We start from the raw sequence: 24,400 nt of genomic DNA on the forward strand, positions 1-24,400 counted from the left end.
GGGTGGCCCGCCGACACAGGGGAGCCATATGAACTTTTTCGCTTTAGTTTGCCGCTTTATTTTGTTTGTTATCCGCCCCCTGGGTCACAGGATGGAATAAGACACCAGCCAACGTGAGCCATTCAGGATAAAGCATGCCGTACAGCTACCTATCACATCTGCGTTGCAGCAAGACCGGCGAGATGGTGGATGCCGATCAGCCCCAACAGCTGAGCCCGGTCGGTGCCCCCTTGCTGGCCAGCTACGACCTCGAGGCCCTGAAGCAGGCCTGGCACCCGGCCGCCCTGCTGGGTCGTCCCGCCAGCCTGTGGCGCTACCACGAGCTGCTGCCGGTGCGCGACCCCGCCCAGGTGGTCACCCTGGGGGAAGGCTTCACCCCCCTGTTGCCGCTGCCGCGCCTCGGCAAGCAGATCGGCATTCCGGATCTCTGGATGAAGGATGAGAGCATCATCCCCACCGGCTCCTTCAAGGCCCGGGGCGCCGCGGTCGGCGTCTCCCGCGCCCGGGAACTCGGCGTCACCCACTTCGCCATGCCCACCAACGGCAACGCCGGGGCGGCATGGGCGCTGTACGGCGCCCGCGCCGGGCTGCGCAGCACCATAGTCATGCCCCAGGCAGCCCCCGCCATCACCAGGCTGGAGACCTCGCTGGCCGGCTCCCGCCTCTATCTGGTGGACGGCCTCATCAGCGACGCCGGCCGCCAGGTGGCCGAGGCGGTGGCCGAGCAGGGACTGTTCGATGCCTCCACCCTCAAGGAGCCCTATCGCATCGAGGGCAAGAAGACCATGGGGCTGGAGATCGCCGAGCAGCTCGGCTGGACCCTGCCAGACGTCATCCTCTACCCCACCGGCGGCGGGGTCGGGCTCATCGGCATCTACAAGGCGCTGCGGGAGTTGCAGGAGCTGGGCTGGGTCAAGGGGCCGCTGCCGCGACTGGTGGCGGTGCAGGCGAGCGGCTGCGCCCCCATCGTCCAGGCCTGGCAGCAGGGGGAGCGCGAATCTCGCTTCTGGCCCGACTCCCAGACCCTGGCCTTTGGCATCAACGTGCCCAAGGCGCTGGGGGACTTTCTGGTGCTGGACGCCCTCTATCGCACCGAGGGGTGCGCCGTCGCGGTGGACGATAGCGCCATCCAGCGCGAGATCCGCCAGCTCGCCGCGCGCGAAGGCAGCTTCGTCTGCCCGGAAGGGGCGGCCGCCTTCGCCGCCGCCCGCCAGTTGCGGGAGAGCGGCTGGATCCAGGGGGGCGAGCGGGTGGTGGTGCTCAACACAGGCGCCGGCATCAAGTACCCGGACGCCATCACAGTGCTGCCCCAACGGCTGCGCCGCGACGGGAGGATCCCGGCATGAGCTTCGACTGGTCCTTTGTCCTCACTACCCTGCCGGCCTTCGGCCAATCGGTCTGGGTCACCCTGCAGCTCGGCGCCATCGTGATCCTCACCTCCCTCGCCGTGGCCCTGCTCAATGTGGCGCTGCTCGGCCTGCGCCGGCCCTGGCTGAACCGGGTGATCCGCGCCTATGTGGAGCTGGCCCGCAACACGCCGCTCTTGATCCAGCTGTTCTTCCTCTACTTCGGGCTGCCGGCGCTCGGCATCTCGCTCTCCGGATTTGCCACGGCGGTGATCGCCATGACCTTCCTCGGCGGTGGCTACCTGACCGAGGCGCTGCGGGCCGGGGTGCAGGCGGTGCCCCCCAGCCAGCTGGAGGCAGGTCAGGCCATCGGCCTCTCCCGCTGGCAATTGCTGCGCCACGTGCAGCTGCCCCAGGCCTGGCTCGCCAGCCTGCCGGCGCTGTTTGCCAATTTCATCTTTCTCTTGAAAGAGACCACGGTGGCCTCGGCGGTGGCGGTGCCCGAGCTGCTCTACACCACCAGGAACTACATCGCCCTCTACTACAAGACCTACGAGATGCTGGCGGTGCTGACCTTGATGTGCGTGCTGATCTTCCTGCCGCTGTCCCTTGCCCTGCGCGTCGTTGAAAGGAGGCTGCAACATGGTCAGTTCGGTCACTGAATCGCTGATGCAGGCATCGATCGTCCTGCTGCCACCATCCGACACCGATGCAGAGAAAAGGAGGGATCGATATGGTCAGTCCGGTCACTGAGCAGCTGACCCAGGCGCTGCCGCTGCTGGCGGTGGGCGCGGGCCAGACCCTCGCCATCTCGCTGCTCGCCATCCTGTTCGCCACCCTGGGCGGGGTCGGTTACGGCGTGCTGGCCCAGCAGGGGGGAAGGCTGACTCGGGGAGTGTTGCGAGTCTATCTGGAGCTGTTTCGGGTAGTGCCCGTGCTGGTCTGGCTCTACCTCTTCTTCTTCGGGCTGCCGATCTTCTTCGGCCTGGATATCCCGGCCTTCTGGTGCGCCGTGCTGGTGCTGGCCCTGTGGGGCGCCAGCGAGGTGGGCGAAGTGGTGCGCGGCGGCCTCAAGTCGCTCGCCCGCGGTCAGCAGGAGGCCGGTCTGGCCCTCGGGCTCTCCCGCTGGCAGCTCTATCGCCACGTGTTGCTGCCCCAGGCGCTACAACGGCTGACGCCGCCCACCATCAACATCCATACCCGCATCATCAAGACCAGCTCGCTGGCGGTGCTGATCGGGGTGGTGGAGGTGATCAAGGTGGGCCAGCAGATCATCGAGCGCACCTATGGCTCGCTGCTCATCTACGGTCTGCTGTTCCTGTTCTTTTTTCTGGTCTGCTATCCGCTCTCGCTCGTCTCGCGCCGGCTGGAGCAACAATGGGGTAATGCGGTATGACACCTCTGCTTGAGCTCAATGCTGTCAGCAAACAATTCGGCCAAAACCGGGTACTGGACGGGGTCAGCCTCACGGTGAACGCCGGGGAAGTGATCGTCATCCTGGGGCCGAGCGGCTGCGGCAAGAGCACCTTGCTGCGCACCCTCAACGGGCTCGAACCCATTCAGGGGGGCGAGATTCGCTTCGATGGGAAGCCGCTGGATGCCAGCACCGACTGGCAGCGGCTGCGCCAGCGGATCGGCATGGTGTTCCAGAGCTATCACCTCTTCCCCAACCTGACGGTGCTGGAGAACGTGCTGCTCGGCCCTGTGCAGGTGCAGAAGCGGGAGCGGGCCGAGGCCCTGCTGCAGGCGGAACAGCTGCTGACCCGGGTTGGCCTGTGGGAGCGGCGCCATGACTATCCGCGCCAGCTCTCCGGCGGCCAGCAGCAGCGGATCGCCATAGTGCGGGCCCTGTGCATGAACCCCCAGGTGATGCTGTTTGACGAGGTGACCGCTGCGCTGGACCCCGAGATGGTGCAGGAGGTGCTGGAGGTCATCCGGGATCTCGCCGGCAGCGGCATGACCCTGCTCATCGTCACCCACGAGCTGGCGTTCGCCCGGGCGGTGGCGGATCGCATCGTCTTCATGGACGGCGGCCACATCCTGGAGCAGGCAGCCCCCCATCAATTTTTCGAGAACCCGCGCAGCCAGCGCGCACGCCAGTTCCTCGCCAAGTTTTCTTATACAACTGTCATCAAACGAAAGGAGTCAGCATGAAAAAAATCACCTCGGTTCTGTTTAGCGCCCTGATCGGCCTCGGCCTCGCCAGCGGCAGCGCCCAGGCGGCGGACGGTTCCCTTGCCAAGATCAAGGAACGCGACAAGCTCATCGTCGGCGTCTTCACCGACAAGCCCCCCTTCGGCTATGTGGACGAGAAGGGCAACTACGTGGGTTTCGACACCGATCTCGGTCGCCGCTTCGCCAAGGACCTGCTGGGGGACGAGAACAAGGTCGAGTTCGTGGCGGTGGAGCCCGCCAGCCGCATTCCCTTCCTGCAGAGCGACAAGGTGGATCTGATCCTCGCCAACATGACGGTGACCCCGGAGCGGCGCCAGGTGGTGGACTTCACCAACCCGAACCTGCGAGTGGCGGTACAGGTGCTGGTGCCACAAGGGAGCCCGGCCAAGAAGCTCGACGATCTGGCCAGCAAGACCCTGATCGTGACCACCGGCACCACGGCGGACATCTGGCTGACCCGCAACCACCCGGACTGGCAAGTGCTCAAGTTCGAGAAGAATTCCGAATCCCTGCAGGCGCTGGCCCAGGGCCGTGGCGACGCCTACGCCCAGGACAACCTGGTGCTCTTCAGCTGGGCCAAGGAGAACCCGGGCTATCGGGTGCTGCCCGAGAAGCTGGGCTCGGAAGACCCCATCGCGCCGGCGGTGAAGAAGGGCAATATCGAGCTGCGTGACTGGGTCAACGACCGCCTCGCCAAGCTGGGGGAAGAGAAGTACCTGCTGAAACTCTACGACCAGTATGTGCGCGACAAACTGAGCGCCGATACCGATCCCAACGACGTGATAGTGGAAGGAGGCAAGTGGCAGGGCTGAGCCTGCCGAGGGAAGTGCTGAGTGTGAAGTGTGTGATCTTTGGTTCCGTTGGTCCGCAAACCGCAAGGTTTGACCTTTCAGGCGTCCCCTCCGGGTGGCGCCTTTTTTTGTTTGCCAGACGGGTCGCCGGCTCTGTGAGCCAGCTCCCCCTGCCCGGGGGCTGTCTGTGCCATCCTCACAGACACGGCAACGAGAGGAGAGCAGCATGTGGATAGAGGCGGAGCCCGTCTACGGCGCCCTGGTGTCCCTGGCCATCGGGCTCATCATCGGACTGGAGCGGGGCTGGCAGGTACGCCAGCTGGGTGACAACCAGCGCATCGCCGGGATGCGGACCTATGGCCTCATCGGCCTGCTCGGCGGGGTCTGCGCCCTGCTGCTGCCGACCCTGGGGCCCTGGCTGGCCCTGCTCGGCCTGCTGACGGTGGTGGCAGGCTGCGGCCTCTCGGTCTGGCTGGCCCTGCGCTGGCAAGGGGAGTTCGGTCTCACCAGCTCGGTGGCCATGGTGCTCACCTATTTGCTGGGGCTGATGTCGGTGCTGCAGAGCCCGAGCGAGGCGGTGGCCTGCGCCGTGCTGGCGGCGCTGCTGATGGGGCTCAAGGGCAAGATCCAGCAGGGCATGCTGTTTTTGAGCGAGACGGAATTCCACGCGACCCTGCGTTTCCTGCTCATCTCCCTGGTGCTGCTGCCCGTGCTGCCCGATGCGGAGATGGGCCCCCTCGACGCCTTCAACCCCTTCAAGATCTGGCTGATGGTGGTGATCATCGCGGGGATCTCGTTCTGTGGTCACTTCGCGGTGCGCCTGCTCGGCACCCGTGCCGGTCTGGTGCTCACCAGCATGCTGGCGGGGCTCGCCTCCTCCACCGCCCTCACCCTGCAATTTGCCCGCCTCAACAGGGAGCAGGGAGGTCTGGAGCGACTGCTGGCCACCGGCATCCTGCTGGCGGGGGCCACCATGTGGCTGCGGCTGCTGGTGCTGGTGCTGCTCATTCACGGCGAGCTGGCGATGCGCCTGGCCGCCCCCCTGCTGCTGCTGGCGGCCATCGTCTACGGCTTCGCCTTCTGGTTCTGGCGCCAGCGGGAGGAGATGACCGACAACCCGGTGCAGCCCAGGACCAGCAACCCGCTGGATCTTGCCACCGCCATCAAGTTCGGCCTGCTGCTGGCCCTCATCGGCTTCATGGCCACCCTGCTGCAGAGCAAGGTGGGTGACTCCGGGGTCTATCTGCTGGCGCTGGTCTCCGGCATCACGGATGTGGACGCCATCACCCTCTCCCTCTCCCAGCTCTCCCACAAGGAGCTGGCCCTGGAGGTGGCCGCCCGGGGCATACTGCTCGCCGGCCTGGTCAACTCCCTGGTGAAGGGACTGCTGGCGCTGGTGATCGGCGGCCGCCGCCTGGGGCTCAGGGTCATGCTGCCCTACCTGCTCTCCGTCCTGCTGATCCTGCCCCTGGTCTGGCCGGCAGGATGACGGGGATCACCTCCCCGGGGTGACAGACTGACTCCCCTCCCCCTTGTCACGTATACTGCCCCCTCTTGCAGCACGAGGAGATGACCATGGCGAGCGATTGGGACGGGATTCTGGCGGGCGGCCCCCTCACCCAGACCGAGGAGATAGCGAACGACAGGATCCGCGGTCAGGCGCTGCTGGCACGGCTCAACGCCTCCCCGGCAGGGGATCAACCCCTGCGCCAGCAGATCTGCGGCGAGCTGTTCGGCCACTGCCCCGACTCCTGCTGGATCAGCACCCCCTTCACCTGCGAATTCGGTCGCAACATCCACATCGGCGAGAAGACCTTCTTCAACTTCAACGTCACCATACTCGACGTGGGCGAGGTGCACATCGGCAGCCACGTGCTGCTGGCCCCCAACGTGCAGATCTACACCGCCACCCACAGCATGGATTTCCAGGAGCGGCGCAACTGGACCGCCTACAACAAGCCGGTACGCATCGGCGATGACTGCTGGATTGGCGGCGGCGCCATCATCTGCCCCGGCGTCACCATAGGGCCGCGCACCATCATAGGGGCCGGCGCCGTGGTGACCAGGGACATCCCTGCCGATTCGGTCGCCGTCGGCAATCCGGCTCGCGTGATCCGCACCTTAAGCCCGGGCGAGCCCCGGGATCCGGCGCTGCTGTCATGATGGTGCTGGCCCTGCTGCCCCTGGGCTGGGCCGGCTGGCTCGGGGTGCGGAACGCGAACTGGTGGCCGCTGGCCCTGATCCTGCTGATGAGCCTGCTGACCCTGGTCGCCTACGCCTGGGACAAGCGCCAGGCGGTGCGCGGCGGCTGGCGCGTGCCCGAGGCCCGCCTCCATCTGCTGGAGCTGTGCGGGGGCTGGCCCGGTGCCCTGGTGGCCCGCCAGTGGCTGCGCCACAAGACCCAGAAGGGGAGTTATCGCCTGCGGTTCTGGGCCATCGTCTGGGGGCAATTATTGCTGCTCGGGATCTGGCTCGTCTGGCCGCTCTGGCAGGGGTTCTGAACCACCAAGGCGGGCATTGCCGCCCATGGGCGGGTATGAGACAACGGAAGACCGGGAGATGGTCTCTCCCGTTCAGGCATAGGCAAGGAGTCACTCATGACCATGTGGACAGGCATAGTCCTGATCGTCTTTATCAGCGTATTCTTCGGCTATCTCGGCAAGCGTGCCCGCTACCAGATGGGGGACGCCCGCATTACCGACCGTCTCGGCAAGCAGGACATGATCATCAAGGAGCTGCAGGAGCGGGTCGCCAACCTCGAGGCCATCATGCTGGAGGAGGAGAAGCGTCGGCCCTTCCGGGAACTGTGAGGCCAGCCCCGACAAAGACGGCAACCAATGTTGCCGTCTTTCGTTTCCGGTGCCGGGATCAGCCCGACGCCGGCGGGGGCGGACTCTGCATCGCCTCCCCCAGCGCCTCCTGCCCGCGCTGCAACAGGGCAGCGATGGCCCCCTGCCGATCCGCCGCCTCCTTGTTCTGGCTCAGCTTGAACTTGCCCACCAGGCGGTCGATCTCGATTTCGATGCCCACCACGGCCGCCACCATGGCCTCCAGATAGTCGCGCGGCGCGTCCGCCATCTTCCAGGGCCTGGGCTCGGCGGCCTCCTGGGTGCGGGTCAGATTTGCCAGCAGGCGGCGCACGAAGCGGGCATCGCCCCGTACCCGGATCCGGCCATGGGCGTGCACCACGGCATAGTTCCAGGTCGGCACCTGCTGGTGATGCGCCTGCTTGCCCGGATACCAGTTGGGGGAGATATAGCCCTCGGCGGCCCGGAAGATCACCAGCACCTCGTCGCCCTCCTTGACCTCCTGCCAGAGCGGGTTGTTGCGGGCCACATGGGCCCGCAGAACCCCTTGTCCCCCCTCCCCGGCATCCAGCTCGAACGGCAGATGGTTGGCGTCGAGCCCCAGCTCACCATGGGTGACCAGGGCCCCCAGAGGGTGGGCCCGGATCAGCTGATGCAGCGCAGCGGGCTCGGTAACGGCGAAGTGAGATGGCTGGTACATAAGGGCTCCTTGGGCGAGGCATTGGCTTCCATGCAAAAGCCCATTCTTGCGCAATCGGGATCGGCAGGCGATGGCACAGACATAAAAAGAGGGCCTTATCCCTCTTGGTATCATCCTGTTTGATGATTAGCCGCGCTTGACCAACCGCGGTTCGGCGGCAACCAGGGTACCTTAGATCTGCTCGCGGATGACGCTCCCTAACAGTTAAGAACATAAAAACCATATTAATCAGCATGTTAATGTGGTTTCATCGTTGACGAAAATCGGACTAGGTTGATAGATTTCCATTTGATATCCTTTGCTTATTGAGAGCAGGCAATTTCATTCTCTCTTCCATTCTTTGATATCTATATTCTCTCGGTCCCGCCCTTGGCCAGGCTAAGAATCCCCGTTACCCCGTCAAGTCGTCCAGATATAGGAGCTTGCTATGTTTCTTGCAGATAAAACAGCCAAAAAACGATCACGTGTACACTATTTCCTGGGTCAAAGACTCGCATCTGGCCAGGGTATAGAACAAAGCTATCGTCTGGCATATTATCACTACCATAAAGCTGCCACCGCAGGGTATCTTGGCACTCAATGCGAATTAGGATTGCTATCTTTTTCTGGCCTCGGTGTCACACAAAACACGGCCAAGGCAGTAACTTGGTACAAAAAATCCGCCATGCAAGGGGATGGCGAAGCACAATTATCCTTAGGTAAAATGTACCTCTCTGGCAGTGGTGTGCCTCAGGACGACGAGCTGGCATATTACTGGCTAAGCAAGGCCGCAGCACAAGGAGAAAGAGAAGCACTATTGCAATTATGGAAAATAACTGAAAAGGACATACCCCCTCTAGAATTTGATCTAGACAGTATGGTTGCATATTACGAGCTGGATGACCTGAATGATCCCGACGTTCAATTTTGGCTGGGGATTCTAGCATCTTGTTTTATATACAGTCAGAGCGTTCTCTTACAGCCAGCAACTTGGTTTAGTAAAGCAGCCAAACAAGGGCACCGATCTGCACAATATCGACTTGCTATTCATTATGCCCTTGGTCTTGGTGTTTCACAAAGCGCCTCCAAGGCTGATTTTTGGTATCATCAAGCTGCAACTCATAACAGTAGTCCGACATGGCAGCAGCTTTAATATATATATGCTCGTTCACAATCATAACAATAATCGACATCCAAAAAAATCTAGCCCACCAACAGCAGAAGAGTACAGCGATTACTCTCAACTCGCTCACTCAACAGCCTTTGTCAAAAACACTTCCGAGTATAAGTTTTTTGTGGGTAAAATCACAATTTCATACTAAAAATAAAATACAAGTAACCAAGATATATATTGATTCTGCTTAAAATTATAAACTCCCCCCAGCAAGAGGACTTTTTATGACTAAAGTAATCAGTAATCCGACAGTCATCATTAAACGAGGGACGCCCACTCCTGCTATTGAGATCGATCTCGACAGGATTGCAGGACTGTATGCCAATGGGGGATGGAATCAACTTGTTCAGTCATTCACTGCAAAATGGATAAAACAGCATCGTGTTACTGGTCCTGCTACCATATGGAAATTTGACACCTTTAGTATCTCATTTGGTCACCCGGGCTACTCTGTTTTTATCGCGCAGTTTGGTCTTCCTGATTCATATCTTGAGGCATTACTGGATTACCTCACTGAAGAATTGGGGACCAGCGTTCGCTTGTCTGATTTTGTGCAACCCAGTTTACGGGAGGGGTGGGAACCAAGAATACATATTCAGAACAATGAAGCATGGCGACAGGAAGACGAAATAGAATGGTCTAAAATTAACATATAAGTACATTGTTATATTAGACTTGGCACCTCACCTAAACATGACTACCTCAACTTAATTTATTGCGAGAGCTTAATAGTGGAAAATAATCTTTTCATTGAAGATCATGTGGTACCCCAATTATTTACATCAGCTATTGAGGCATACGAGTTTGAGCATAGGGCACACAAAAATGGAAAATCTTATACTGAATTAGAAACCTTTGGCCTCTTGTGGGGATATTCTATTCCGAAAAAAGGTGACGTGCCCGCAAAAATAATTTCAACCATGTCGACGATTGAAACATCGGCAACAAGGCATAACGAATGGGTTAAGCCTGACATTGAGTCGATTATTGCCAAAAAACAATTCTTTGAAAAATACTGGCCCAGTATTGAATTGGTCGGTACTTTTCACTCCCACCCTTACTCTAGCTTAACCGAGGTTAATGATTGCAAAGGCTGGCGAGCTTCAGGAAATGAAAAAAATAGTCGCGATGGGGATGTACATTTTTGGCCATGGTTCCATGAAAATGTATCACCTAATCAACCCATGCTAGCGCATATTATTGTGACTATTACAGGGCTGCAAAGAAAAGGGTGGGCATATCCAGCCAGATTGGAAGGGGGGGAAAGTAGAAAAGGCTATGTTCTCTCGGCGGATGACCGAAAACTATGGATCAGATCATACTCCAGCGAAATGAAACTGGATGAGAATGACGAGAGAACTTTCGTTTTTTCTGATAATTTGAATCTTGAAATCCCTTCTCTTCAAAATAGATTCTGGTAAGAAAAAAGACGATAACACTGGACAGGTACACCATATAGCCGTGTATTCATTCAGTATTCGAAATGCAATGCAATCTATGAAGTTAGAAAACGGCAACCCTTGGTTGCCGTTTTGCTTTCTATCTATCGCGAAGAGACACGCTGAGGCATTAACCTGTCCGCTTGGCCAGCCAGGCCTCGGCGGCGGTCAGGGCTGCCGCTATCTGCTCGCGAGCGACGCCCCCCTTGGCGACCCGCTTGGCCAGGGTCGCCTCCAGCTCCAGGTTCGGGTAGACATCCTCCCCCACCACGGGGCTGAAGCGCTGGAACTCGCCGATGGTCAGCTCCTCCAGCGGCTTCTTCACCTGGATCGCGTAGACCACGGTTTCACCGACGATGTGGTGCGCCTCGCGAAACGGGATGCCCTTGGCCACCAGATAGTCCGCCAGCTCGGTGGCGTTGGCGTAGCCGCCCTGGGCCGCCGCCATGGTGCGCTCGCCGTTGACCTTCAGATCGATCAGCACCAGGGCCGCCATGTCGAGGCAGTCGTGCCAGGTGTCGAGGGCGTCGAACAGCCCCTCTTTGTCTTCCTGCATGTCCTTGTTGTAGGCCAGCGGCAGCGCCTTGAGGCTCATCAGCATGCCCATCTGGGCGCCCACCACCCGGCCGGTCTTGCCACGGATCAGTTCGAGGGCGTCCGGGTTCTTCTTCTGGGGCATCAGCGACGAGCCGGAGGTGACGGCGTCGGACAGCTCCACGAAACCCGCCTCGCCGGTGTTGTAGAAGATGAGGTCCTCGGCAAACCGCGACAGGTGCGCCATGGACAGCGACGCCACGTGCATCAGCTCCACCACGTGATCCCGGTCTGAGACCGAATCCAGGCTGTTGCGGGTGGCGCCGCTGAAGCCCATGTCGAGCGCCAGCGCTTCGCGGTCGATGGCGTAGGCGGTGCCCGCCAGGGCGCCGCAGCCGAGGGGGCTGGTGTCGAGGCGCTTGAGGGCATCCTGCAGACGGGAGTGATCCCGCTCCAGCATCTCCACATAGGCCAGGGCCCAGTGGGCGTAGGTGACCGGCTGGGCCCGCTGCAGGTGGGTGTAGCCCGGCAGCACCGCGGCCTGGTTGGCACGGGCGGAGGCGACCAGCCCCTGTTGCAGGGCGGTGATGGAGCCGAGCAGCAGCTCGCCCTGGGCCTTGCACCAGAGTTTGAGGTCGGTGGCGACCTGATCGTTGCGCGAGCGGCCGGTGTGCAGCTTCTTGCCCAGGGTGCCGACGGCATCGATCAGCTTGCCCTCGACCCAGGAGTGGATGTCTTCGGCATCCGAGCTCAGGATCTGCTCGGGATCCTGCTGCACCGAGGCGAGCAGCACCTCCATCGCCTGCTGCAGTTTTCCTTGCTCATCGGCGGTCAGCACGCCGACCTTGACCAGGGCGCGAGCCCAGGCCATGGAGCCCTGGATATCCTGCTCCGCCAAGCGGTAATCGAACCGCAGGGAATCGTTGAACTGCTTGAACCGGCTATCGGCTCCCTGACTGAAGCGTCCACCCCAAAGTGCCATACTGCTCTCCTTGAATGCGTTGCCGGCGGCGTCTTGCGCCGTCGAGCTTGAAATCTTGCCTGGTTTTCCTGCGAGCCTGTTATCTCACAGAAGCGGCCAGGGCGCAGCCGCTCTTGTCACACCCGATGATGATGGCAAAGGGCCTCTCTGACTGTAAAAGAGGGGGCCATGCCCCCTCGAATCAACGGGTCACAGCGACGACTCAACCGTGGGTATGGTCGCCACCGATGGCTTGATGCTGCTCCTTCATGGCGCGGATCCGGCTGGCCAGGGTGTAGAGACGGATAAAGCCTTCAGCGTGGCTCTGGTCGTACACCTCGTCGGCGCCGAAGGTGGCGAAGTCTTCGGAGTAGAGGCTGTTCGGCGACTTCTTCTGCACCGCGGTGACCTGACCCTTGTACATCTTCAGGATCACCTCGCCGTCCAGGTCCTCGGCGATGGCGTTGGCGGAGGCGACGATGGCCTTGCACAGCGGGGTAAACCAGCGACCGTCATACACCAGGTGGGAGAACTCGGCACCCAGCTTCTCCCGCCAGGCGCGGGTCGGTCTGTCCAGTACCAGCTCTTCCACGGCGCGCAGTGCGGCAACCATGACGGTGCCGCCCGGGGTCTCGTAGCAGCCGCGGGACTTCATGCCCACCATGCGGTTCTCGGTGATGTCGACCCGGCCCACGCCGTGCTTGCCGGCACGCTCGTTCAGGGTGGTCAGGATCTGGTGCGGGGTCAGGGGCTGGTCATCCACGGCGACCACTTCACCCTTGGCCACGGTCAGCTTGACGTACTCCGGCTCGTTCGGTGCCTGCTCGGCGGAGACGGTCCACTGCCACACGGCTTCGGACGGCTCGTTCCAAGTGCTCTCCAGCTCGCCCCCCTCGGTGGAGATGTGCCAGGCGTTGGCGTCACGGCTGTAGATCTTCTTCAGGGTCGCCTTGCAAGGGATGTTGCGGGCTTCCAGATAGGCCAGCAGATCTTCCCGGGAACGCATGTCCCACAACCGCCAGGGGGCGATCACTTTCAGCTGGGGTGCCAGGGCCGCCACCGCGCCTTCGAACCGCACCTGATCGTTGCCCTTGCCGGTGCAACCGTGGGAGATGGCATCGGCCCCTTCCGCCAGGGCGGCCTCGACCATGGCCTTGGCGATCACCGGACGGGCCATGGAGGTCCCCAGCAGGTAGGTGCCCTCATAGACGGCGCCGGTCTTCAGGGTCGGGTAGACGTACTCCTTGACGAACTCTTCCCGCAGATCCTTGACGATGCACTTGACCGCGCCGGAGGCGATGGCCTTCTGCTCGATCCCGTCCAGATCGTCACGCTCCTGGCCCACGTCGGCGACGAAGGCGATGATCTCGGCGTCATAGTGCTCCTTCAGCCAGGGAATGATGGCCGAGGTATCCAGTCCGCCCGAGTAAGCCAGTACGATCTTGTTGATTCCGCTCATTTACTTCTCTCCATGATGATTCGATAAAAAGTGTGATTCCGGGTCGGTTGCCGGATTACTTCTGGCCCTGTCCGAACAGGGTCAGCAGCACGGCGTTCTGGATATGCATCCGGTTTTCTGCCTCATCCATGATGAGGGAGGCTGGGCCGTCCATGACCTCCGAGGTGATCTCCAGCTCCCGATGCGCCGGCTGGCAGTGCAGCACGTGCTGGATGCCGGTGCGATCGAGCAGGGCCTGGTTGATCTGATAAGGCATGAAGATATCTTTTACCTGCTCCATTGGTGTGTTGTCACCCATGGAAACCCAGGTGTCGGTATAAACCACGTCAAAGCCTTCGATGGCGCCCACGTCATCGCTGATGTTGATGTGCGCGCCGGACTGGGCCGCCAGCGCCTGGGCCTGCAGGAAGATCTGGGTGTCCGGGCCATGGCCTTTCGGGCAGACCAGAGTCACGTCGGTGCCAAGCCGAGCCCCCAAGAGCAGCAGGGAGTGGCTCACGTTGTTGCCATCACCGAGATAGGCCAGCTTCACCTTGGACAGATCGGCGTAGTGCTCGGCAATGGTCATGAAGTCCGCCAGCCCCTGGCAGGGGTGGTAGAGATTGCACAGGCTGTTCACCACAGGCACCGAGCCGAACTCGGCCAGCTCGACCAGGGTCTGGTGATCGAACACCCGGGCGACGATGGCGTCGCACCAGCGGGACAGGTTGGCGGCGAAATCCTTCACCGACTCCCGCTTGCCCAGGGCGCCGTTCTGCTGGTCCAGGTAGACGCTGTGGCCGCCGAGCCGATTGATCCCGATGTCGAAGGTGACCCGGGTGCGCAGGGAGGGTTTCTCGAACAGGGTGACCACGCTCTTGCCGGCCAGGGCCTGGCTGTATTTCTTCGGATCCGCCTTGACCGCCTTGCCGAGCGCGATCAGCGCCTCGATCTGGGCCTTGCTTAAATCGCTGTCTTTCAGAAGATGTTGCATCGGATTGTCCTTTTCCCGGTGAAAATCAGATCGTGACCTGGGTGCCGACCGCACCGCCCGCCAGCAGCTTGAGCAGCTGATCCGGGTAGCGCCAACTGGCGACACAGACCGGCTTGCCCAGGGTCTCGGCGGCGTGCAGGGCGGCCTTCACCTTGACCGCCATGCCATCGCTGATCACGCCCTTCTCCATCAGATCCAGCGCGGTTTGCTTGTCGAGCTGGGGCACCAGCTTGCCCTTGCCGTCCAGGATGCCGCTCACATCGGAGAGCATCACCAGATCGGCGCCGAGGGCCTCGGCAATCGCCGTGGCCGCCTGATCCGCGTTGACGTTCATCAGCTGACCTTCGGCGGTGATGCCGATGGAGCTCACCACAGGCAGCAGGCCCTGGCCCAGGATGGCGGCCACCAGCGCCGGGTTGCCCGGTTTGCAGTCACCGACCGCACCGAGATCCGGATCGAGCTGGGTCACCTGGCACAGACCGCCGTCGGCGAGGCAGAGCCCCACCGCCGGAATGCCGGTGGAGATGGCCTTGGCCATCATCATCTTGTTCGCGGTCCCGGCCAGGGCCCCAGCAATCACGGGGATCTGCTCGAACGGGGTCACCCGCAGGCCGTTCTTCTTGGTGGAGGTCATCCCCAGGCCCTTGAGCAGGTCATCCACCAGGCAGCCACCACCGTGCACCAGCACCAGGGGTCTGTGCTGATCGTCCAGGAAGCTTTTGAGGGTGGCGAACAGGGCGGTCAGGGCCTCGTCGTTCTCGATCAGGGCACCACCCAACTTGATTACCAGCGTCTGCTTGTCCATCTTCTCGATCCTTCCTTAAAGCGTTAAATCAGGCCGGTGGCCGGTTCAAAACCAAACTTGATATTTATGCACTGCATCGCCTGGGAGGCTGCGCCCTTGAGCAGGTTGTCGATGGCGGAGACCACCACCAGCATGTTGCCCTGCTGCTGCCAGGCGAGGTCGCAGTAAGGGGTGTTTGCCACGCCACGGATGGAGGGCATCTGGCCGGTGAGGCGTACCAGGGGTTTGCCTTCATAGGCCTTGAGATAGGCCTGGTCTACCTGGGTCTGAGTCACGCCGTCCGCCAGTTGCACATAGATGGTGGCCAGGATGCCGCGCACATAGTTGCCGAGGTGGGGCTGGAACAGCACCCCCTTGCCGAGGTGATGGCTGATCTCCGGCTGGTGTCTGTGATTGAAGGTGCCGTAGGGGCTCAGGCTCACCTCGCAGAAGCTGGTGTTGATGGCCGCCTTGCGACCGGCCCCGGAGACACCGGAGACGGCGTTGATGATGGGCTGCCACTCTTTGGCAATCAGCCCGGCCTGTTGCAGCGGCTTGAGGGCGCACAGGGAGGCGGTCGGGTAGCATCCCGGCACGGCAATCAGCTGGGCGGCCTTGACGGCATCGGCATTCCACTCGGCCAGACCGTAGGCGGCCTGATCCAGCCACTGCTCATTCTCGTGGGTGAAGCCGTAGAAGGAGGCGTAGAACTGCTGATCGTTGACCCGGAAGGCACCGGAGAGATCGAACACCGGCAACCCCTTGGCCAGGAACTTGGGCGCGAGTTCCGCACTCACCTCGTGGGCGGTGGCCAGCACCACCAGATCGGCCTGGGTCAGGATCCGGGTCATGCCGTCTTCGTCCAGGGGCAGCAGCGGCTGATCCAGCTCGCCAACCCACTGGGGATGCAGGGAAGAGAAGCGCTTGTGGGCGTCCTGGCTGCCCGCCGACACATAGAGGCCGAACAGCTTGAGCTGTGGATGGTTCTGGACCAGTGCGGCCAGTTCGGCCCCCGCGTAGCCACTGGCACCGACGATAACGGTATTGAGCATGTTTGAGTATTCCAAGTCTGGGTTCGAAATTCGCAGCCTGCTGCTGCGGTGCAAGGGGTCGGCTATCGCCCCTTTGATGCAACGAGTGCGGAGGGGCAATTCAGGCGGATATGCGTCGTCGGTTACAGATCAGGTGACAGAACATTAACTTTCCCTTACAACTAGAGGCCATGTCGCTGAGCACTCGAACAGAATATTCATGCACTCACTTTGCATTTGTATTTTCTAACAGAAAGAACCCGGGGACGCAAGGAGGAGCTGATGGCCAATCTGGATTTTTTTTCACTTTATAAGAATATTATTGCGATTCCCTCTATCAGCAGCACGGATCCCCGCTGGGATCAGAGCAATGAGGCGGTGATCCGGCTGCTGGCCGACTGGTTCGGCCAGCTGGGCTTTCACTGCGAGGTGACGGCGCTGCCGGATCTGCCGGGCAAGTTCAACCTGGTGGCGACCCATGGCCAGGGCGAGGGGGGACTGCTGCTGGCGGGCCACACGGATACGGTGCCGTTCGACGAGGGGGGCTGGAGCAAGGATCCCTTCAAGGTGACCGAGGAGGGCAACCGCCTGTATGGGCTCGGCACCATCGACATGAAGGGCTTCTTCGCCTTTATCGTGGAGGCGCTGAAGGAGATCGATCTCACCACCCTCAACAAGCCGTTGCGCATTCTTGCCACCGCCGATGAAGAGACCACCATGGCCGGGGCCCGCGCCATCGCCGCGGCCGCCGAACTCAAGCCCGACTATGCGGTGATCGGCGAACCCACCGGGCTGGTGCCCGTGGTGGCCCACAAGGGCCACATGTCGGAAGCCATTCGTATCACGGGGCGAAGCGGCCACAGTTCGGATCCCGCCAACGGCGTCAACGCCATGGAGATCATGCACAAGGCCATGGGTCAGGTGCTCAAACTGCAGCAGGATCTGAAGGAGAAGTACGCGGATCACCGCTTCGCCGTGCCCCAGCCGACCCTGAACCTGGGCTACATCCATGGGGGCGACAGCCCGAACCGCATCTGCGGCTGCTGCGAGCTGCACATCGACATGAGGCCCACCCCGCAGGTGGGGCCGGACGAGCTGATGGGCATGCTCAAAGAGGCGCTCTCCCCCATCGAGATCCACCAGCCGGGCTGCCTGCACCTGCAGCACCTGCACGAGCCCATCCCGGCCTACGCCTGCAAGGATGACTCGGATCTGGTGCGCGAGGCCGAGCGGGCGAGCGGCCGGGCCGCCGAGTCCGTGAACTATTGCACCGAGGCCCCCTTTATCCAGCAGCTCGGTTGCGAGACCATAGTGATGGGCCCCGGCCACATCGCCCAGGCCCACCAGCCCGACGAATACCTGGATCTGTCGTTCGTCAAACCGACCACGGCGGTGCTGCAGCACCTGATCCGGCGCTTCTGCATCCAGCCGGGAGAATGTAAGTAAGTTACATGACATGCCGGGACGGGACAGGTGAGGGAAATACATCTTCTGAATCGGCTTGTTATTTGACCTTGCGCAGACAATCTGGGTAGATTGTCCCCCTAAGATGACGGAGCATATGTTGTAATCGCACAACAATAAGTGAGGTCGCCTCCCATCCCGGAAGGTCAGGAGGCACCAACAAAATAAGGATGTGGAATGAACGAAAAGTACGCCGCACTACGGGCCAACGTAGGCATGCTGGGCCAGTTGCTGGGCAAGTCCATCAAGGATCATCAGGGGCAGGCCTTCCTCGACAAGATCGAGACCATTCGTCAACTGGCCAAGTCCTCCCGCAAGGGGAACGAGGCGGACAGAGAGCGCCTGCTCGAGACCCTGCGCACCCTCTCCGATGACGAGCTGTTGCCCGTGGCCCGTGCCTTCAGCCAGTTCCTCAACCTTGCCAACGTGGCGGAGCAGTTCCACACCATCTCCCGCCGCTGCGAAGAGCAGGTCTGCACCCCGGATCCGCTGGAGCAGATGTTCGACAAGCTGAAAGCCTCCAACCTGTCCCAGGAGGCCATCATCCAGGCCGTGCGCGAGCTGGACATCGATCTGGTGCTGACCGCCCACCCCACCGAGGTGACCCGTCGCACCCTGATCCACAAGCACGTGCAGCTCAACGACTGCCTGGAGGCGCTGGAACTCTCCGATCTGCTGCCCCGCGAGCGGGACAAGATCCTCAATCGCATCGAGCAGCTGGTCAACCAGGCCTGGCACACCAACGAGATCCGCGAACAGCGCCCGACCCCGGTGGACGAGGCCAAATGGGGCTTCGCCGTGGTGGAGAACAGCCTGTGGCCGGCCATTCCCGAATTCATGCGCAATCTGGATGAGCGCCTGCAACACCACCTGGGTGTGCGGCTGCCGCTGGATGCCGCGCCGGTCAAGTTCACCTCCTGGATGGGCGGCGACCGCGACGGCAACCCCTTCGTCACCGCCAAGGTGACCGCCGAGGTGCTGGAGCTGGGCCGCTGGATGGCGGTGAGCCTGTTCTACAAGGACATCAAGGAGCTCACCTCCGAGCTCTCCATGGCCGACTGCACCGAGGCCGTGCGTGCCCGGGTCGGCGACAACCCCGAACCCTATCGCGCCCTGGTGCGCGAGCTGCGCGAGCAGCTGCGCGAGACCCAGGAGTTCCTGACCGCCAAGGTACAGGGCCAGGCGAGCGAGAGCCGGGATCTGGTCAAGAGCACCGCCCAGCTGCGCGAGCCCCTGGAGCTCTGCTACCACTCCCTGCACGCCTGCGGCATGGGCAACATCGCCGACGGCATGCTGCTGGACGTGCTGCGCAAGCTGGCCTGCTTCGGCATCCACCTGGTCAAGTTGGACATCCGCCAGGATGGCGAGCGCCACGGCCAGGTCTTCTCCGAGCTGACCCGTTACCTCGGCATGGGCGACTACGCCGAGTGGAGCGAGGAGGACAAGCAGGCCTTCCTGCTGCGCGAGCTGAACTCCCGCCGCCCCCTCATCCCGACCGACTGGGAGCCGAGCGACGAGACCCGCGAGACCATAGACACCTGCCGGGTGATCGCCGGTCACGACCCGGATGCGTTCGGCATCTACATCATCTCCATGGCCGGCGCGCCGTCCGACGTGCTGGCGGTGCAGCTGTTGCTGAAGGAAGCCGGCTGCAAGTTCCGCATGCCGGTGGCCCCGCTGTTCGAGACCCAGGAAGACCTGATGGCGGGCACCGCCGTGATGGAGCGCCTGTTGTCGGTAGACTGGTATCGCGGTTACATCCAGGGCCGCCAGTACGTGATGATCGGCTACTCCGACTCCGCCAAGGACGCGGGCATGATGGCCGCCGGCTGGGCCCAGTATGCCGCCATGGAATCCCTGGTGGCCCTGGCCGAGGCCAACAACATCCGCCTCACCCTGTTCCATGGCCGTGGCGGCACCGTGGGTCGCGGCGGCGCCCCCGCCCATCAGGCGATCCTCTCCCAACCGCCGGGATCCCTGCGCGGCGGCCTGCGGGTCACCGAGCAAGGGGAGATGATCCGCTTCAAGTTCGGCCTGCCCAAGGTAGCCTTCCAGAGCCTCAACCTCTACACCAGCGCCGTGCTGGAGGGCAACCTGCTGCCACCGCCGAGGCCCAAGGAGAGCTGGCGCGCCGTGATGGAGCAGCTGGCCACCGTCTCCTGCGATCATTACCGCAGCATAGTGCGCGGTCACCCGGACTTCGTGCCCTACTTCCGCGCCGCCACCCCGGAGATGGAGCTCGGCAAGCTGCCGCTCGGTTCGCGCCCTGCCAAGCGCAAGCCCAACGGCGGCGTCGAGAGCCTGCGCGCCATCCCCTGGATCTTCGCCTGGACCCAGAACCGGCTGATGTTGCCGGCCTGGCTCGGCGCCCACAAGGGCTTGCAGCAGGCCATCGACGACGGCCAGAAGGCCGTGCTGGACGAGATGAGCCGCCAGTGGCCCTTCTTCCGCACCCGCCTCGAGATGCTGGAGATGGTGTTCCTCAAGGCCGATCTCTGGCTGGCGGAGTACTACGACACCCGCCTGGTGCCGGAGAATCTGTGGGCACTGGGCAGACAGCTGCGCCAGGAGCTTGCCGACTCCATCCAGGTGGTGCTGAAACTGCGCCCGCAGGGCGACCTGCTGGACGATCAGCCCTGGATCAAGGAGTCCATCAAGCTGCGCAACCCCTACACGGACCCGCTCAACGTGCTGCAGGTCGAGCTGCTTGGCCGCTCGCGCAACCATCCGGAGACCCTGCACCCCGAGCTGGATCAGGCGCTGATGGTCACCATCGCCGGCATCGCCGCTGGCATGCGCAACACGGGTTGATCAACCCCTCAAGCGAAAGGGCGCCATATTGGCGCCCTTCTTGTTTCCAGTGCCCAGGCCTCCTAGGCAACCCGGTTGCGTCCCCAGCGCTTGGCCTCGTAGAGGCGCTGATCCACGCACTGCAGCCAGTCATCCATGCGGCGATAGCTCATCTGATAGGGGGTCAGGCCCACGCTGATGGTGACGGTGATCGCCTGGCGCTGATAGGCGAAGCTGTGCTGCTCGACCAGTTGCCGGATGCGTTCCATGATGGCATGGGCCTCCTCCAGGGTCGTCCCCCGCAGCAGCATGATGAACTCCTCCCCGCCGAAGCGGGCCACCAGATCCTTGCTGCGCACCGCCTGCATCAGCAGGCTGGCGAGCGCCTCGAGCACGGCATCACCGGCAAGGTGGCCATGCTCGTCGTTGATCTGCTTGAAAAAATCGATGTCGATCAGGGCCAGGCAGCAGGCCTCTCCCTCGGCAGGATGCTGCTGGATGTGGTCCAGCAGCACCTTGGCCTGATGGAAGAAGCTGCTGCGGTTGGGCAGCTTGGTGAGAAAGTCGTGCTCGGCGTTGAAGCGCAGCACCCGCTCCATCCGGCTGCGTTCGTCCTCCAGATTGCGGGCGTGGATCAGGGTGCCCAGCGCCGTGGTGAGCGGTTCGAGCAGGGTGACCTGGGTCTCGTCGAAGCCGCCGGGGCGGTTGGCCAGGGCGATCATCCCGATGGCCTCTCCCTTGTGGCGGATGGGAATGCCGAGGAAGCTGTCCAGATGGGGGTGGCCCCGGGGGGAGACGCCGCGGCTCGCCGGATGGCTCGGCAGATCGTTGCAGCACACCAGGGTATTGTGGGTCACCACATGGCCGAACAGGTTGTCCAGCTTGCTGAAGGTGAGGCCGCCCCGGTTCTGGCGTTGCTGCTCGTACCAGGCGTGGGTCGCCTCGTCCCAGGAGACATTGGAGATCGAGGGGATGTAGAGGCTGGGCCGCCCCTCCTCGTACTGCATGATGCCGATGAAGCCATAGGAACTCTGGCTGACGCTCAGCAGCCGCTCGAAGATGGTGTCGCAGGCCGACCCCAGATTGCGGTCCAGCAGAAAACTCTGGTGGGCGGCCACGACGATGTCGAACAGCTGGCTCTGCTGTTCGACCCGTTGCTTGGCCAGCACCTCGGCCGTGATGTCGTGGGCCAGCTTGACCACCCCGAGCAGGGTCCCCGCCTCGTCGGTGACGGGCATGTAGGTGGCGTGGATCCAGAGAGTGTCGCCATTTTGCATGACGCGGCGAAACGCCCCCGAGTGGATCTCGCCCTTCAGCACCCCCTGCCAGAAGCGTCCGTGCTCGGCGTGCAGTTCCGGTGGCAACAGCAGCAGATGGGACTGGCCCACCAACGCCTCCGGGGCATAGCCGAACATGCGGCAGAACAGCGGATTGACCGACACCATGCGGCCATCCAGATCGAACTCGACCATGCCGTAGGCCCGGTCGAGAGCGGTCAGCCGGGCCAGGGCCTCATAACGATCGAACGCGTCGATATCGCGAGAGCGGATTGCTGGGGTATTCATGGCTACGATTCCTTTCGATCGCCGTCGCATCGCGGTGGAATGCGGGAACAAGAGCTCAGATCATAGGATCCGGCATCCGGTTACGCTAACAGCGGCCCCCATGGGGGGAAAGGCTGACACTTGCCACATCTGGCTCCCGGGCGCAGACTGTCTGGCCTTGCCACGGTTCGAGGAGACCCCATGACACCCGCCATCAACCTGCTGAAGAAGCTGAAGATCCCCCACAAGCTCTACCCCTACGAGTGCGAGGCCCACGACGATTTCGGCAAGCATGCCGCGACCCAGCTCGGCCTGCCCGAGGCGCGCGTGTTCAAGACCCTGCTCGCCCATCACGACAAGCAGGCGGTGGTCGCCATAGTCCCGTCATCGGGCATGTGCAGCCTCAAGCAGCTCGCCAAGGCCACAGGTCTCAAGAAGGTGGAGATGATGAAGCCGGCGGAGGCCGAGAAGCTGACCGGCTACAAGGTGGGCGGCATCAGCCCGCTGGCCCAGAAGAAACTGCTGCCCACTGTGCTGGACGACTCCGCCATGGCGTTTGACGAGATCCTGGTGAGCGGTGGCAAGCGCGGCCTCTCCGTCGGGGTGGCGCCCGAGGACATGGTGCGCCTGCTGAAGTGGATAGCGGCTCCCATCGGGGACCATCACGATTGAGCCGCGGCGTGCACGAGAGAGGCCCCGTCATCCGGGGCCTCTCTCGCGTCATGGGTCTGCCACGCTTATCAGTCTGCCGGGCCGGCCACATCCCCCCTGGCGCGGCAGGCGGCGGTCAGCTCGGAGAGCCGCAGCCGTTGGCGTCCGGTCTCGTCGAAGTTGGCATCGTCCAGCCAGCGCGCGAAGCAGCGCTGCAGGGCGGGCCACTCGCCGTCGATGACGGAGAACCAGGCCGTATCCCGGCTGTGTCCCTTGTCCACCCGCGCCTGGCGGAAGGTTCCCTCATAGCTGAAACCGAGGCGCAGCGCCGCCTGGCGCGAAGGCCAGTTGAGCGCGTTGCACTTCCACTCGTAGCGCCGGTATCCCAGGGCAAAGGCATTGGCCATCATCAGCGTCATGGCCGCCGTCGCCAGCCGCGACTGCTGCAGGGCCGGCGAGAAGTGCAGCCAGCCCACCTCCATGCTGCCCGCGGCGGGGTCGATGCGCAGGTAGCTGGCAAGCCCCAGCGCCCGATCGTTCCCCGCATCCTTGATCGCATAGAACTGGGGATCGGCCTTGGCGGCGACCCCTCGCAGCCAGGCCCCCATGGCCGCATCGTCCGCGAAGGGACCGCTGGTGAGATAGGTCCACATGGCCCCGCTGTCTGTACTGAATGCCTGCCACAGATCGGCCAGGTGGCGCTCGGGATCGAGCGGTTCCAGGCGGCAGCCCCAGCCGCTCAGCACCCGATGAGGGGGGAACTCGGCGCCGCGCCACTCGGGGAGCGCCTGTCCCAGGGGCTGACCAAATCGGTTGATGACGGGGGCATCCCCCTTCGGGCAGGCATCAGCAGGCACAGGCGATCCCCCCCTCCAGCAAGACGCCAGGTTCGCTGCCGGTGGCGACGGCGAAACCGTCCTGGCGCCACCAGTGCAGGCCGCCGATCAGCTCCTTGACCTCGAATCCGAGGGACGCCAGCTTGTAGGCCCCCTGGGTCGAGCCGTTGCAGCCGATGCCGTCGCAGTAGCAGACATAGACTCTGTCCCGCGCCAGCCCCTCGGTGGTGGCCGGGCTCATGGTACGGTGGGGGAAGGAGAGGGCTCCGGGAATGTGCCCCGCGGCATAGTGCTCGGGGGAGCGGGTGTCGATGACCACTATGCGGCCCCCTTCACCCGCCTCCCCGGCCAGCAGGTCGGCGGCCAGATCCGCCGGGTCGGTGCGAAACTTCAACTGGGCCTCGAAGAAGGCGCTGGCCTCCACGGGGCTCGCCACCCCGGTACGCAATACATGACTCATCCTGAATCTCCTTGTGATTAGAGCGCTATTTCTGTGGTGACGACTGTGTTGACCGAGTTGGCGATGAAGCACTCCTCGTGGGCCTGATGATGCAGTTGCGCCAGCTCGTCATAGGTGGGCTTGTGCTCGCCACCGAAGACCACTTTGGGACGCAGGGTGACCCGAGTCATGGCGAGGCGGCCCTGCCCGTTCTCTGCCATGAGCCCGACCGCCTCGTCCCGGTAGCTCTCCGCCAGATACCCCGCCCTCGCCGCCAGCCAGAGGAAGGTGAGCATGTGGCAACTGGAGAGGGCCGCGACGAAGGCTTCCTCCGGGTCCACGTGCTCGGCCACCGACCAGGGCAGAGGCACCACCTGGGGGGAAGAGGAGGCCGGCACCCTGACCCCGCCGTCAAATGCCCACTCGTGGGCCCGGCTGTAACGCTGATCGACGAAGGGCTCGCCAGCCCCCCGCTGCCAACTGATGGTGGCGCTGTATTCCGACATGCAGACTCCTTCTGTTG

At 62.6% G+C, this 24,400-nt stretch carries 25 protein-coding genes; 15 read left to right on the forward strand and 10 right to left on the reverse strand.

The window, feature by feature from the left end; translation table 11 throughout:
- The first annotated feature begins 134 nt into the window (after positions 1-134).
- From I6L39_RS03180 to I6L39_RS03220, 9 genes are all read left to right on the forward strand, one after another.
- Complete coding sequence (locus tag I6L39_RS03180) at positions 135-1,346, forward strand: threonine synthase (protein ID WP_216991003.1); 1,212 nt, start codon at positions 135-137, stop codon at positions 1,344-1,346.
- Positions 1,343-2,008, forward strand: a complete 666-nt coding sequence (locus tag I6L39_RS03185; protein ID WP_216991004.1) for an amino acid ABC transporter permease — start codon at positions 1,343-1,345, stop codon at positions 2,006-2,008. Before I6L39_RS03180 ends, I6L39_RS03185 begins: the two co-directional genes overlap by 4 nt.
- A gap of 71 nt (positions 2,009-2,079) precedes the next feature.
- On the forward strand, positions 2,080-2,742 hold the full coding sequence (locus tag I6L39_RS03190) for an amino acid ABC transporter permease (RefSeq protein ID WP_042078466.1): 663 nt from the start codon (positions 2,080-2,082) through the stop codon (positions 2,740-2,742).
- Entirely contained in the window at positions 2,739-3,500 is a 762-nt protein-coding gene (locus I6L39_RS03195) for an amino acid ABC transporter ATP-binding protein (RefSeq protein WP_216991005.1), read from the forward strand. The genes I6L39_RS03190 and I6L39_RS03195 overlap by 4 nt, the downstream gene beginning before the upstream one ends.
- Positions 3,497-4,333 carry a transporter substrate-binding domain-containing protein gene (locus I6L39_RS03200; protein WP_216991006.1) on the forward strand — a complete coding sequence of 279 codons (837 nt, stop codon included), beginning with the start codon at positions 3,497-3,499 and terminating at the stop codon, positions 4,331-4,333. Before I6L39_RS03195 ends, I6L39_RS03200 begins: the two co-directional genes overlap by 4 nt.
- Positions 4,334-4,538: 205 nt before the next feature.
- Positions 4,539-5,801, forward strand: coding sequence for an MgtC/SapB family protein (locus tag I6L39_RS03205; protein WP_042078470.1), 1,263 nt, complete (start codon positions 4,539-4,541; stop codon positions 5,799-5,801).
- 86 nt (positions 5,802-5,887) lie between these two features.
- Positions 5,888-6,475: a sugar O-acetyltransferase gene (locus I6L39_RS03210; RefSeq protein ID WP_209794039.1), complete on the forward strand. Its 588-nt coding sequence runs from the start codon at positions 5,888-5,890 to the stop codon at positions 6,473-6,475.
- Positions 6,472-6,813, forward strand: a complete 342-nt coding sequence (locus I6L39_RS03215) for a DUF1294 domain-containing protein (RefSeq protein WP_216991007.1) — start codon at positions 6,472-6,474, stop codon at positions 6,811-6,813. The genes I6L39_RS03210 and I6L39_RS03215 overlap by 4 nt, the downstream gene beginning before the upstream one ends.
- A gap of 96 nt (positions 6,814-6,909) precedes the next feature.
- Positions 6,910-7,122 (forward strand): hypothetical protein, encoded by a 213-nt coding sequence (locus I6L39_RS03220; protein WP_042078473.1) that lies wholly within the window; start codon positions 6,910-6,912, stop codon positions 7,120-7,122.
- 58 nt (positions 7,123-7,180) lie between these two features.
- Here I6L39_RS03220 and I6L39_RS03225 read toward each other — a convergent pair whose 3' ends face one another.
- Positions 7,181-7,819 (reverse strand): FMN-binding negative transcriptional regulator, encoded by a 639-nt coding sequence (locus I6L39_RS03225; protein ID WP_216991008.1) that lies wholly within the window; start codon positions 7,817-7,819, stop codon positions 7,181-7,183.
- A gap of 427 nt (positions 7,820-8,246) precedes the next feature.
- On the opposite strand from I6L39_RS03225, the gene I6L39_RS03230 reads away from it, so the two are divergent.
- From I6L39_RS03230 to I6L39_RS03240, 3 genes are all read left to right on the forward strand, one after another.
- On the forward strand, positions 8,247-8,951 hold the full coding sequence (locus I6L39_RS03230; RefSeq protein WP_216991009.1) for a tetratricopeptide repeat protein: 705 nt from the start codon (positions 8,247-8,249) through the stop codon (positions 8,949-8,951).
- Between the two features lie 245 nt (positions 8,952-9,196).
- Complete coding sequence (locus I6L39_RS03235; RefSeq protein WP_216991010.1) at positions 9,197-9,628, forward strand: hypothetical protein; 432 nt, start codon at positions 9,197-9,199, stop codon at positions 9,626-9,628.
- A gap of 75 nt (positions 9,629-9,703) precedes the next feature.
- Positions 9,704-10,393: a hypothetical protein gene (locus I6L39_RS03240; RefSeq protein WP_216991011.1), complete on the forward strand. Its 690-nt coding sequence runs from the start codon at positions 9,704-9,706 to the stop codon at positions 10,391-10,393.
- 148 nt (positions 10,394-10,541) lie between these two features.
- Here the strand turns inward: I6L39_RS03240 and argH are convergent, their stop codons facing one another.
- The 5 genes from argH to argC all read right to left on the reverse strand — a co-directional run bounded on the left by argH (position 10,542) and on the right by argC (position 16,174).
- Complete coding sequence (gene argH / locus I6L39_RS03245; RefSeq protein ID WP_216991012.1) at positions 10,542-11,927, reverse strand: argininosuccinate lyase; 1,386 nt, start codon at positions 11,925-11,927, stop codon at positions 10,542-10,544.
- Between the two features lie 202 nt (positions 11,928-12,129).
- Positions 12,130-13,365: an argininosuccinate synthase gene (locus I6L39_RS03250; protein ID WP_216991013.1), complete on the reverse strand. Its 1,236-nt coding sequence runs from the start codon at positions 13,363-13,365 to the stop codon at positions 12,130-12,132.
- Positions 13,366-13,420: 55 nt separating this feature from the next.
- Positions 13,421-14,338, reverse strand: coding sequence for an ornithine carbamoyltransferase (locus I6L39_RS03255; protein ID WP_209794034.1), 918 nt, complete (start codon positions 14,336-14,338; stop codon positions 13,421-13,423).
- Between the two features lie 25 nt (positions 14,339-14,363).
- Positions 14,364-15,143, reverse strand: a complete 780-nt coding sequence (gene argB / locus I6L39_RS03260; RefSeq protein ID WP_042078482.1) for an acetylglutamate kinase — start codon at positions 15,141-15,143, stop codon at positions 14,364-14,366.
- A 23-nt stretch (positions 15,144-15,166) separates the two neighbouring features.
- A complete protein-coding gene (gene argC, locus I6L39_RS03265; protein ID WP_216991014.1) occupies positions 15,167-16,174 on the reverse strand; it encodes an N-acetyl-gamma-glutamyl-phosphate reductase in 1,008 nt (335 codons plus the stop codon).
- 261 nt (positions 16,175-16,435) lie between these two features.
- Here argC and argE point away from each other — a divergent pair, with 261 nt between their 5' ends.
- Both argE and ppc read left to right on the forward strand, forming a co-directional pair.
- Complete coding sequence (argE, locus tag I6L39_RS03270; RefSeq protein ID WP_042078485.1) at positions 16,436-17,599, forward strand: acetylornithine deacetylase; 1,164 nt, start codon at positions 16,436-16,438, stop codon at positions 17,597-17,599.
- A 195-nt stretch (positions 17,600-17,794) separates the two neighbouring features.
- The gene (gene ppc / locus I6L39_RS03275; RefSeq protein WP_209794032.1) at positions 17,795-20,428 is read left to right on the forward strand and encodes a phosphoenolpyruvate carboxylase; all 2,634 of its coding nucleotides are present in this window, start codon (positions 17,795-17,797) and stop codon (positions 20,426-20,428) included.
- A gap of 62 nt (positions 20,429-20,490) precedes the next feature.
- Here ppc and I6L39_RS03280 read toward each other — a convergent pair whose 3' ends face one another.
- A complete protein-coding gene (locus I6L39_RS03280; RefSeq protein ID WP_209794031.1) occupies positions 20,491-21,972 on the reverse strand; it encodes a diguanylate cyclase in 1,482 nt (493 codons plus the stop codon).
- A 180-nt stretch (positions 21,973-22,152) separates the two neighbouring features.
- Between I6L39_RS03280 and ybaK the strand changes: the two genes are divergently transcribed.
- Entirely contained in the window at positions 22,153-22,623 is a 471-nt protein-coding gene (gene ybaK, locus I6L39_RS03285; protein WP_042078488.1) for a Cys-tRNA(Pro) deacylase, read from the forward strand.
- A gap of 68 nt (positions 22,624-22,691) precedes the next feature.
- Here the strand turns inward: ybaK and I6L39_RS03290 are convergent, their stop codons facing one another.
- The 3 genes from I6L39_RS03290 to I6L39_RS03300 are packed head-to-tail and all read right to left on the reverse strand — an operon-like array spanning position 22,692 to position 24,383.
- The gene (locus tag I6L39_RS03290; protein WP_216991015.1) at positions 22,692-23,459 is read right to left on the reverse strand and encodes a GNAT family N-acetyltransferase; all 768 of its coding nucleotides are present in this window, start codon (positions 23,457-23,459) and stop codon (positions 22,692-22,694) included.
- Complete coding sequence (locus tag I6L39_RS03295; protein WP_216991016.1) at positions 23,449-23,898, reverse strand: rhodanese-like domain-containing protein; 450 nt, start codon at positions 23,896-23,898, stop codon at positions 23,449-23,451. Before I6L39_RS03295 ends, I6L39_RS03290 begins: the two co-directional genes overlap by 11 nt.
- Before the next feature lie 17 nt (positions 23,899-23,915).
- A complete protein-coding gene (locus tag I6L39_RS03300; protein WP_216991017.1) occupies positions 23,916-24,383 on the reverse strand; it encodes an OsmC family protein in 468 nt (155 codons plus the stop codon).
- Positions 24,384-24,400 lie beyond the last annotated feature (17 nt).

It is taken from the genome of Aeromonas sp. FDAARGOS 1409 (assembly GCF_019048705.1).
Lineage (GTDB): Bacteria > Pseudomonadota > Gammaproteobacteria > Enterobacterales > Aeromonadaceae > Aeromonas > Aeromonas sanarellii.

Coding starts and splice junctions, on each gene's coding strand:
- I6L39_RS03210 (WP_209794039.1), top strand. CDS start 5,888: ATGGCGAGCGATTGGGACGGGATTCTGGCGGGCGGCCCCCTCACCCAG.
- I6L39_RS03250 (WP_216991013.1), bottom strand. CDS start 13,365: ATGAGCGGAATCAACAAGATCGTACTGGCTTACTCGGGCGGACTGGAT.
- argH (WP_216991012.1), bottom strand. CDS start 11,927: ATGGCACTTTGGGGTGGACGCTTCAGTCAGGGAGCCGATAGCCGGTTC.
- argC (WP_216991014.1), bottom strand. CDS start 16,174: ATGCTCAATACCGTTATCGTCGGTGCCAGTGGCTACGCGGGGGCCGAA.
- I6L39_RS03255 (WP_209794034.1), bottom strand. CDS start 14,338: ATGCAACATCTTCTGAAAGACAGCGATTTAAGCAAGGCCCAGATCGAG.
- I6L39_RS03190 (WP_042078466.1), top strand. CDS start 2,080: ATGGTCAGTCCGGTCACTGAGCAGCTGACCCAGGCGCTGCCGCTGCTG.
- I6L39_RS03180 (WP_216991003.1), top strand. CDS start 135: ATGCCGTACAGCTACCTATCACATCTGCGTTGCAGCAAGACCGGCGAG.
- I6L39_RS03235 (WP_216991010.1), top strand. CDS start 9,197: ATGACTAAAGTAATCAGTAATCCGACAGTCATCATTAAACGAGGGACG.
- I6L39_RS03215 (WP_216991007.1), top strand. CDS start 6,472: ATGATGGTGCTGGCCCTGCTGCCCCTGGGCTGGGCCGGCTGGCTCGGG.
- I6L39_RS03220 (WP_042078473.1), top strand. CDS start 6,910: ATGACCATGTGGACAGGCATAGTCCTGATCGTCTTTATCAGCGTATTC.
- I6L39_RS03230 (WP_216991009.1), top strand. CDS start 8,247: ATGTTTCTTGCAGATAAAACAGCCAAAAAACGATCACGTGTACACTAT.
- I6L39_RS03205 (WP_042078470.1), top strand. CDS start 4,539: ATGTGGATAGAGGCGGAGCCCGTCTACGGCGCCCTGGTGTCCCTGGCC.
- I6L39_RS03225 (WP_216991008.1), bottom strand. CDS start 7,819: ATGTACCAGCCATCTCACTTCGCCGTTACCGAGCCCGCTGCGCTGCAT.
- I6L39_RS03185 (WP_216991004.1), top strand. CDS start 1,343: ATGAGCTTCGACTGGTCCTTTGTCCTCACTACCCTGCCGGCCTTCGGC.
- ybaK (WP_042078488.1), top strand. CDS start 22,153: ATGACACCCGCCATCAACCTGCTGAAGAAGCTGAAGATCCCCCACAAG.
- I6L39_RS03295 (WP_216991016.1), bottom strand. CDS start 23,898: ATGAGTCATGTATTGCGTACCGGGGTGGCGAGCCCCGTGGAGGCCAGC.
- I6L39_RS03300 (WP_216991017.1), bottom strand. CDS start 24,383: ATGTCGGAATACAGCGCCACCATCAGTTGGCAGCGGGGGGCTGGCGAG.
- argB (WP_042078482.1), bottom strand. CDS start 15,143: ATGGACAAGCAGACGCTGGTAATCAAGTTGGGTGGTGCCCTGATCGAG.
- I6L39_RS03200 (WP_216991006.1), top strand. CDS start 3,497: ATGAAAAAAATCACCTCGGTTCTGTTTAGCGCCCTGATCGGCCTCGGC.
- I6L39_RS03280 (WP_209794031.1), bottom strand. CDS start 21,972: ATGAATACCCCAGCAATCCGCTCTCGCGATATCGACGCGTTCGATCGT.
- ppc (WP_209794032.1), top strand. CDS start 17,795: ATGAACGAAAAGTACGCCGCACTACGGGCCAACGTAGGCATGCTGGGC.
- argE (WP_042078485.1), top strand. CDS start 16,436: ATGGCCAATCTGGATTTTTTTTCACTTTATAAGAATATTATTGCGATT.
- I6L39_RS03195 (WP_216991005.1), top strand. CDS start 2,739: ATGACACCTCTGCTTGAGCTCAATGCTGTCAGCAAACAATTCGGCCAA.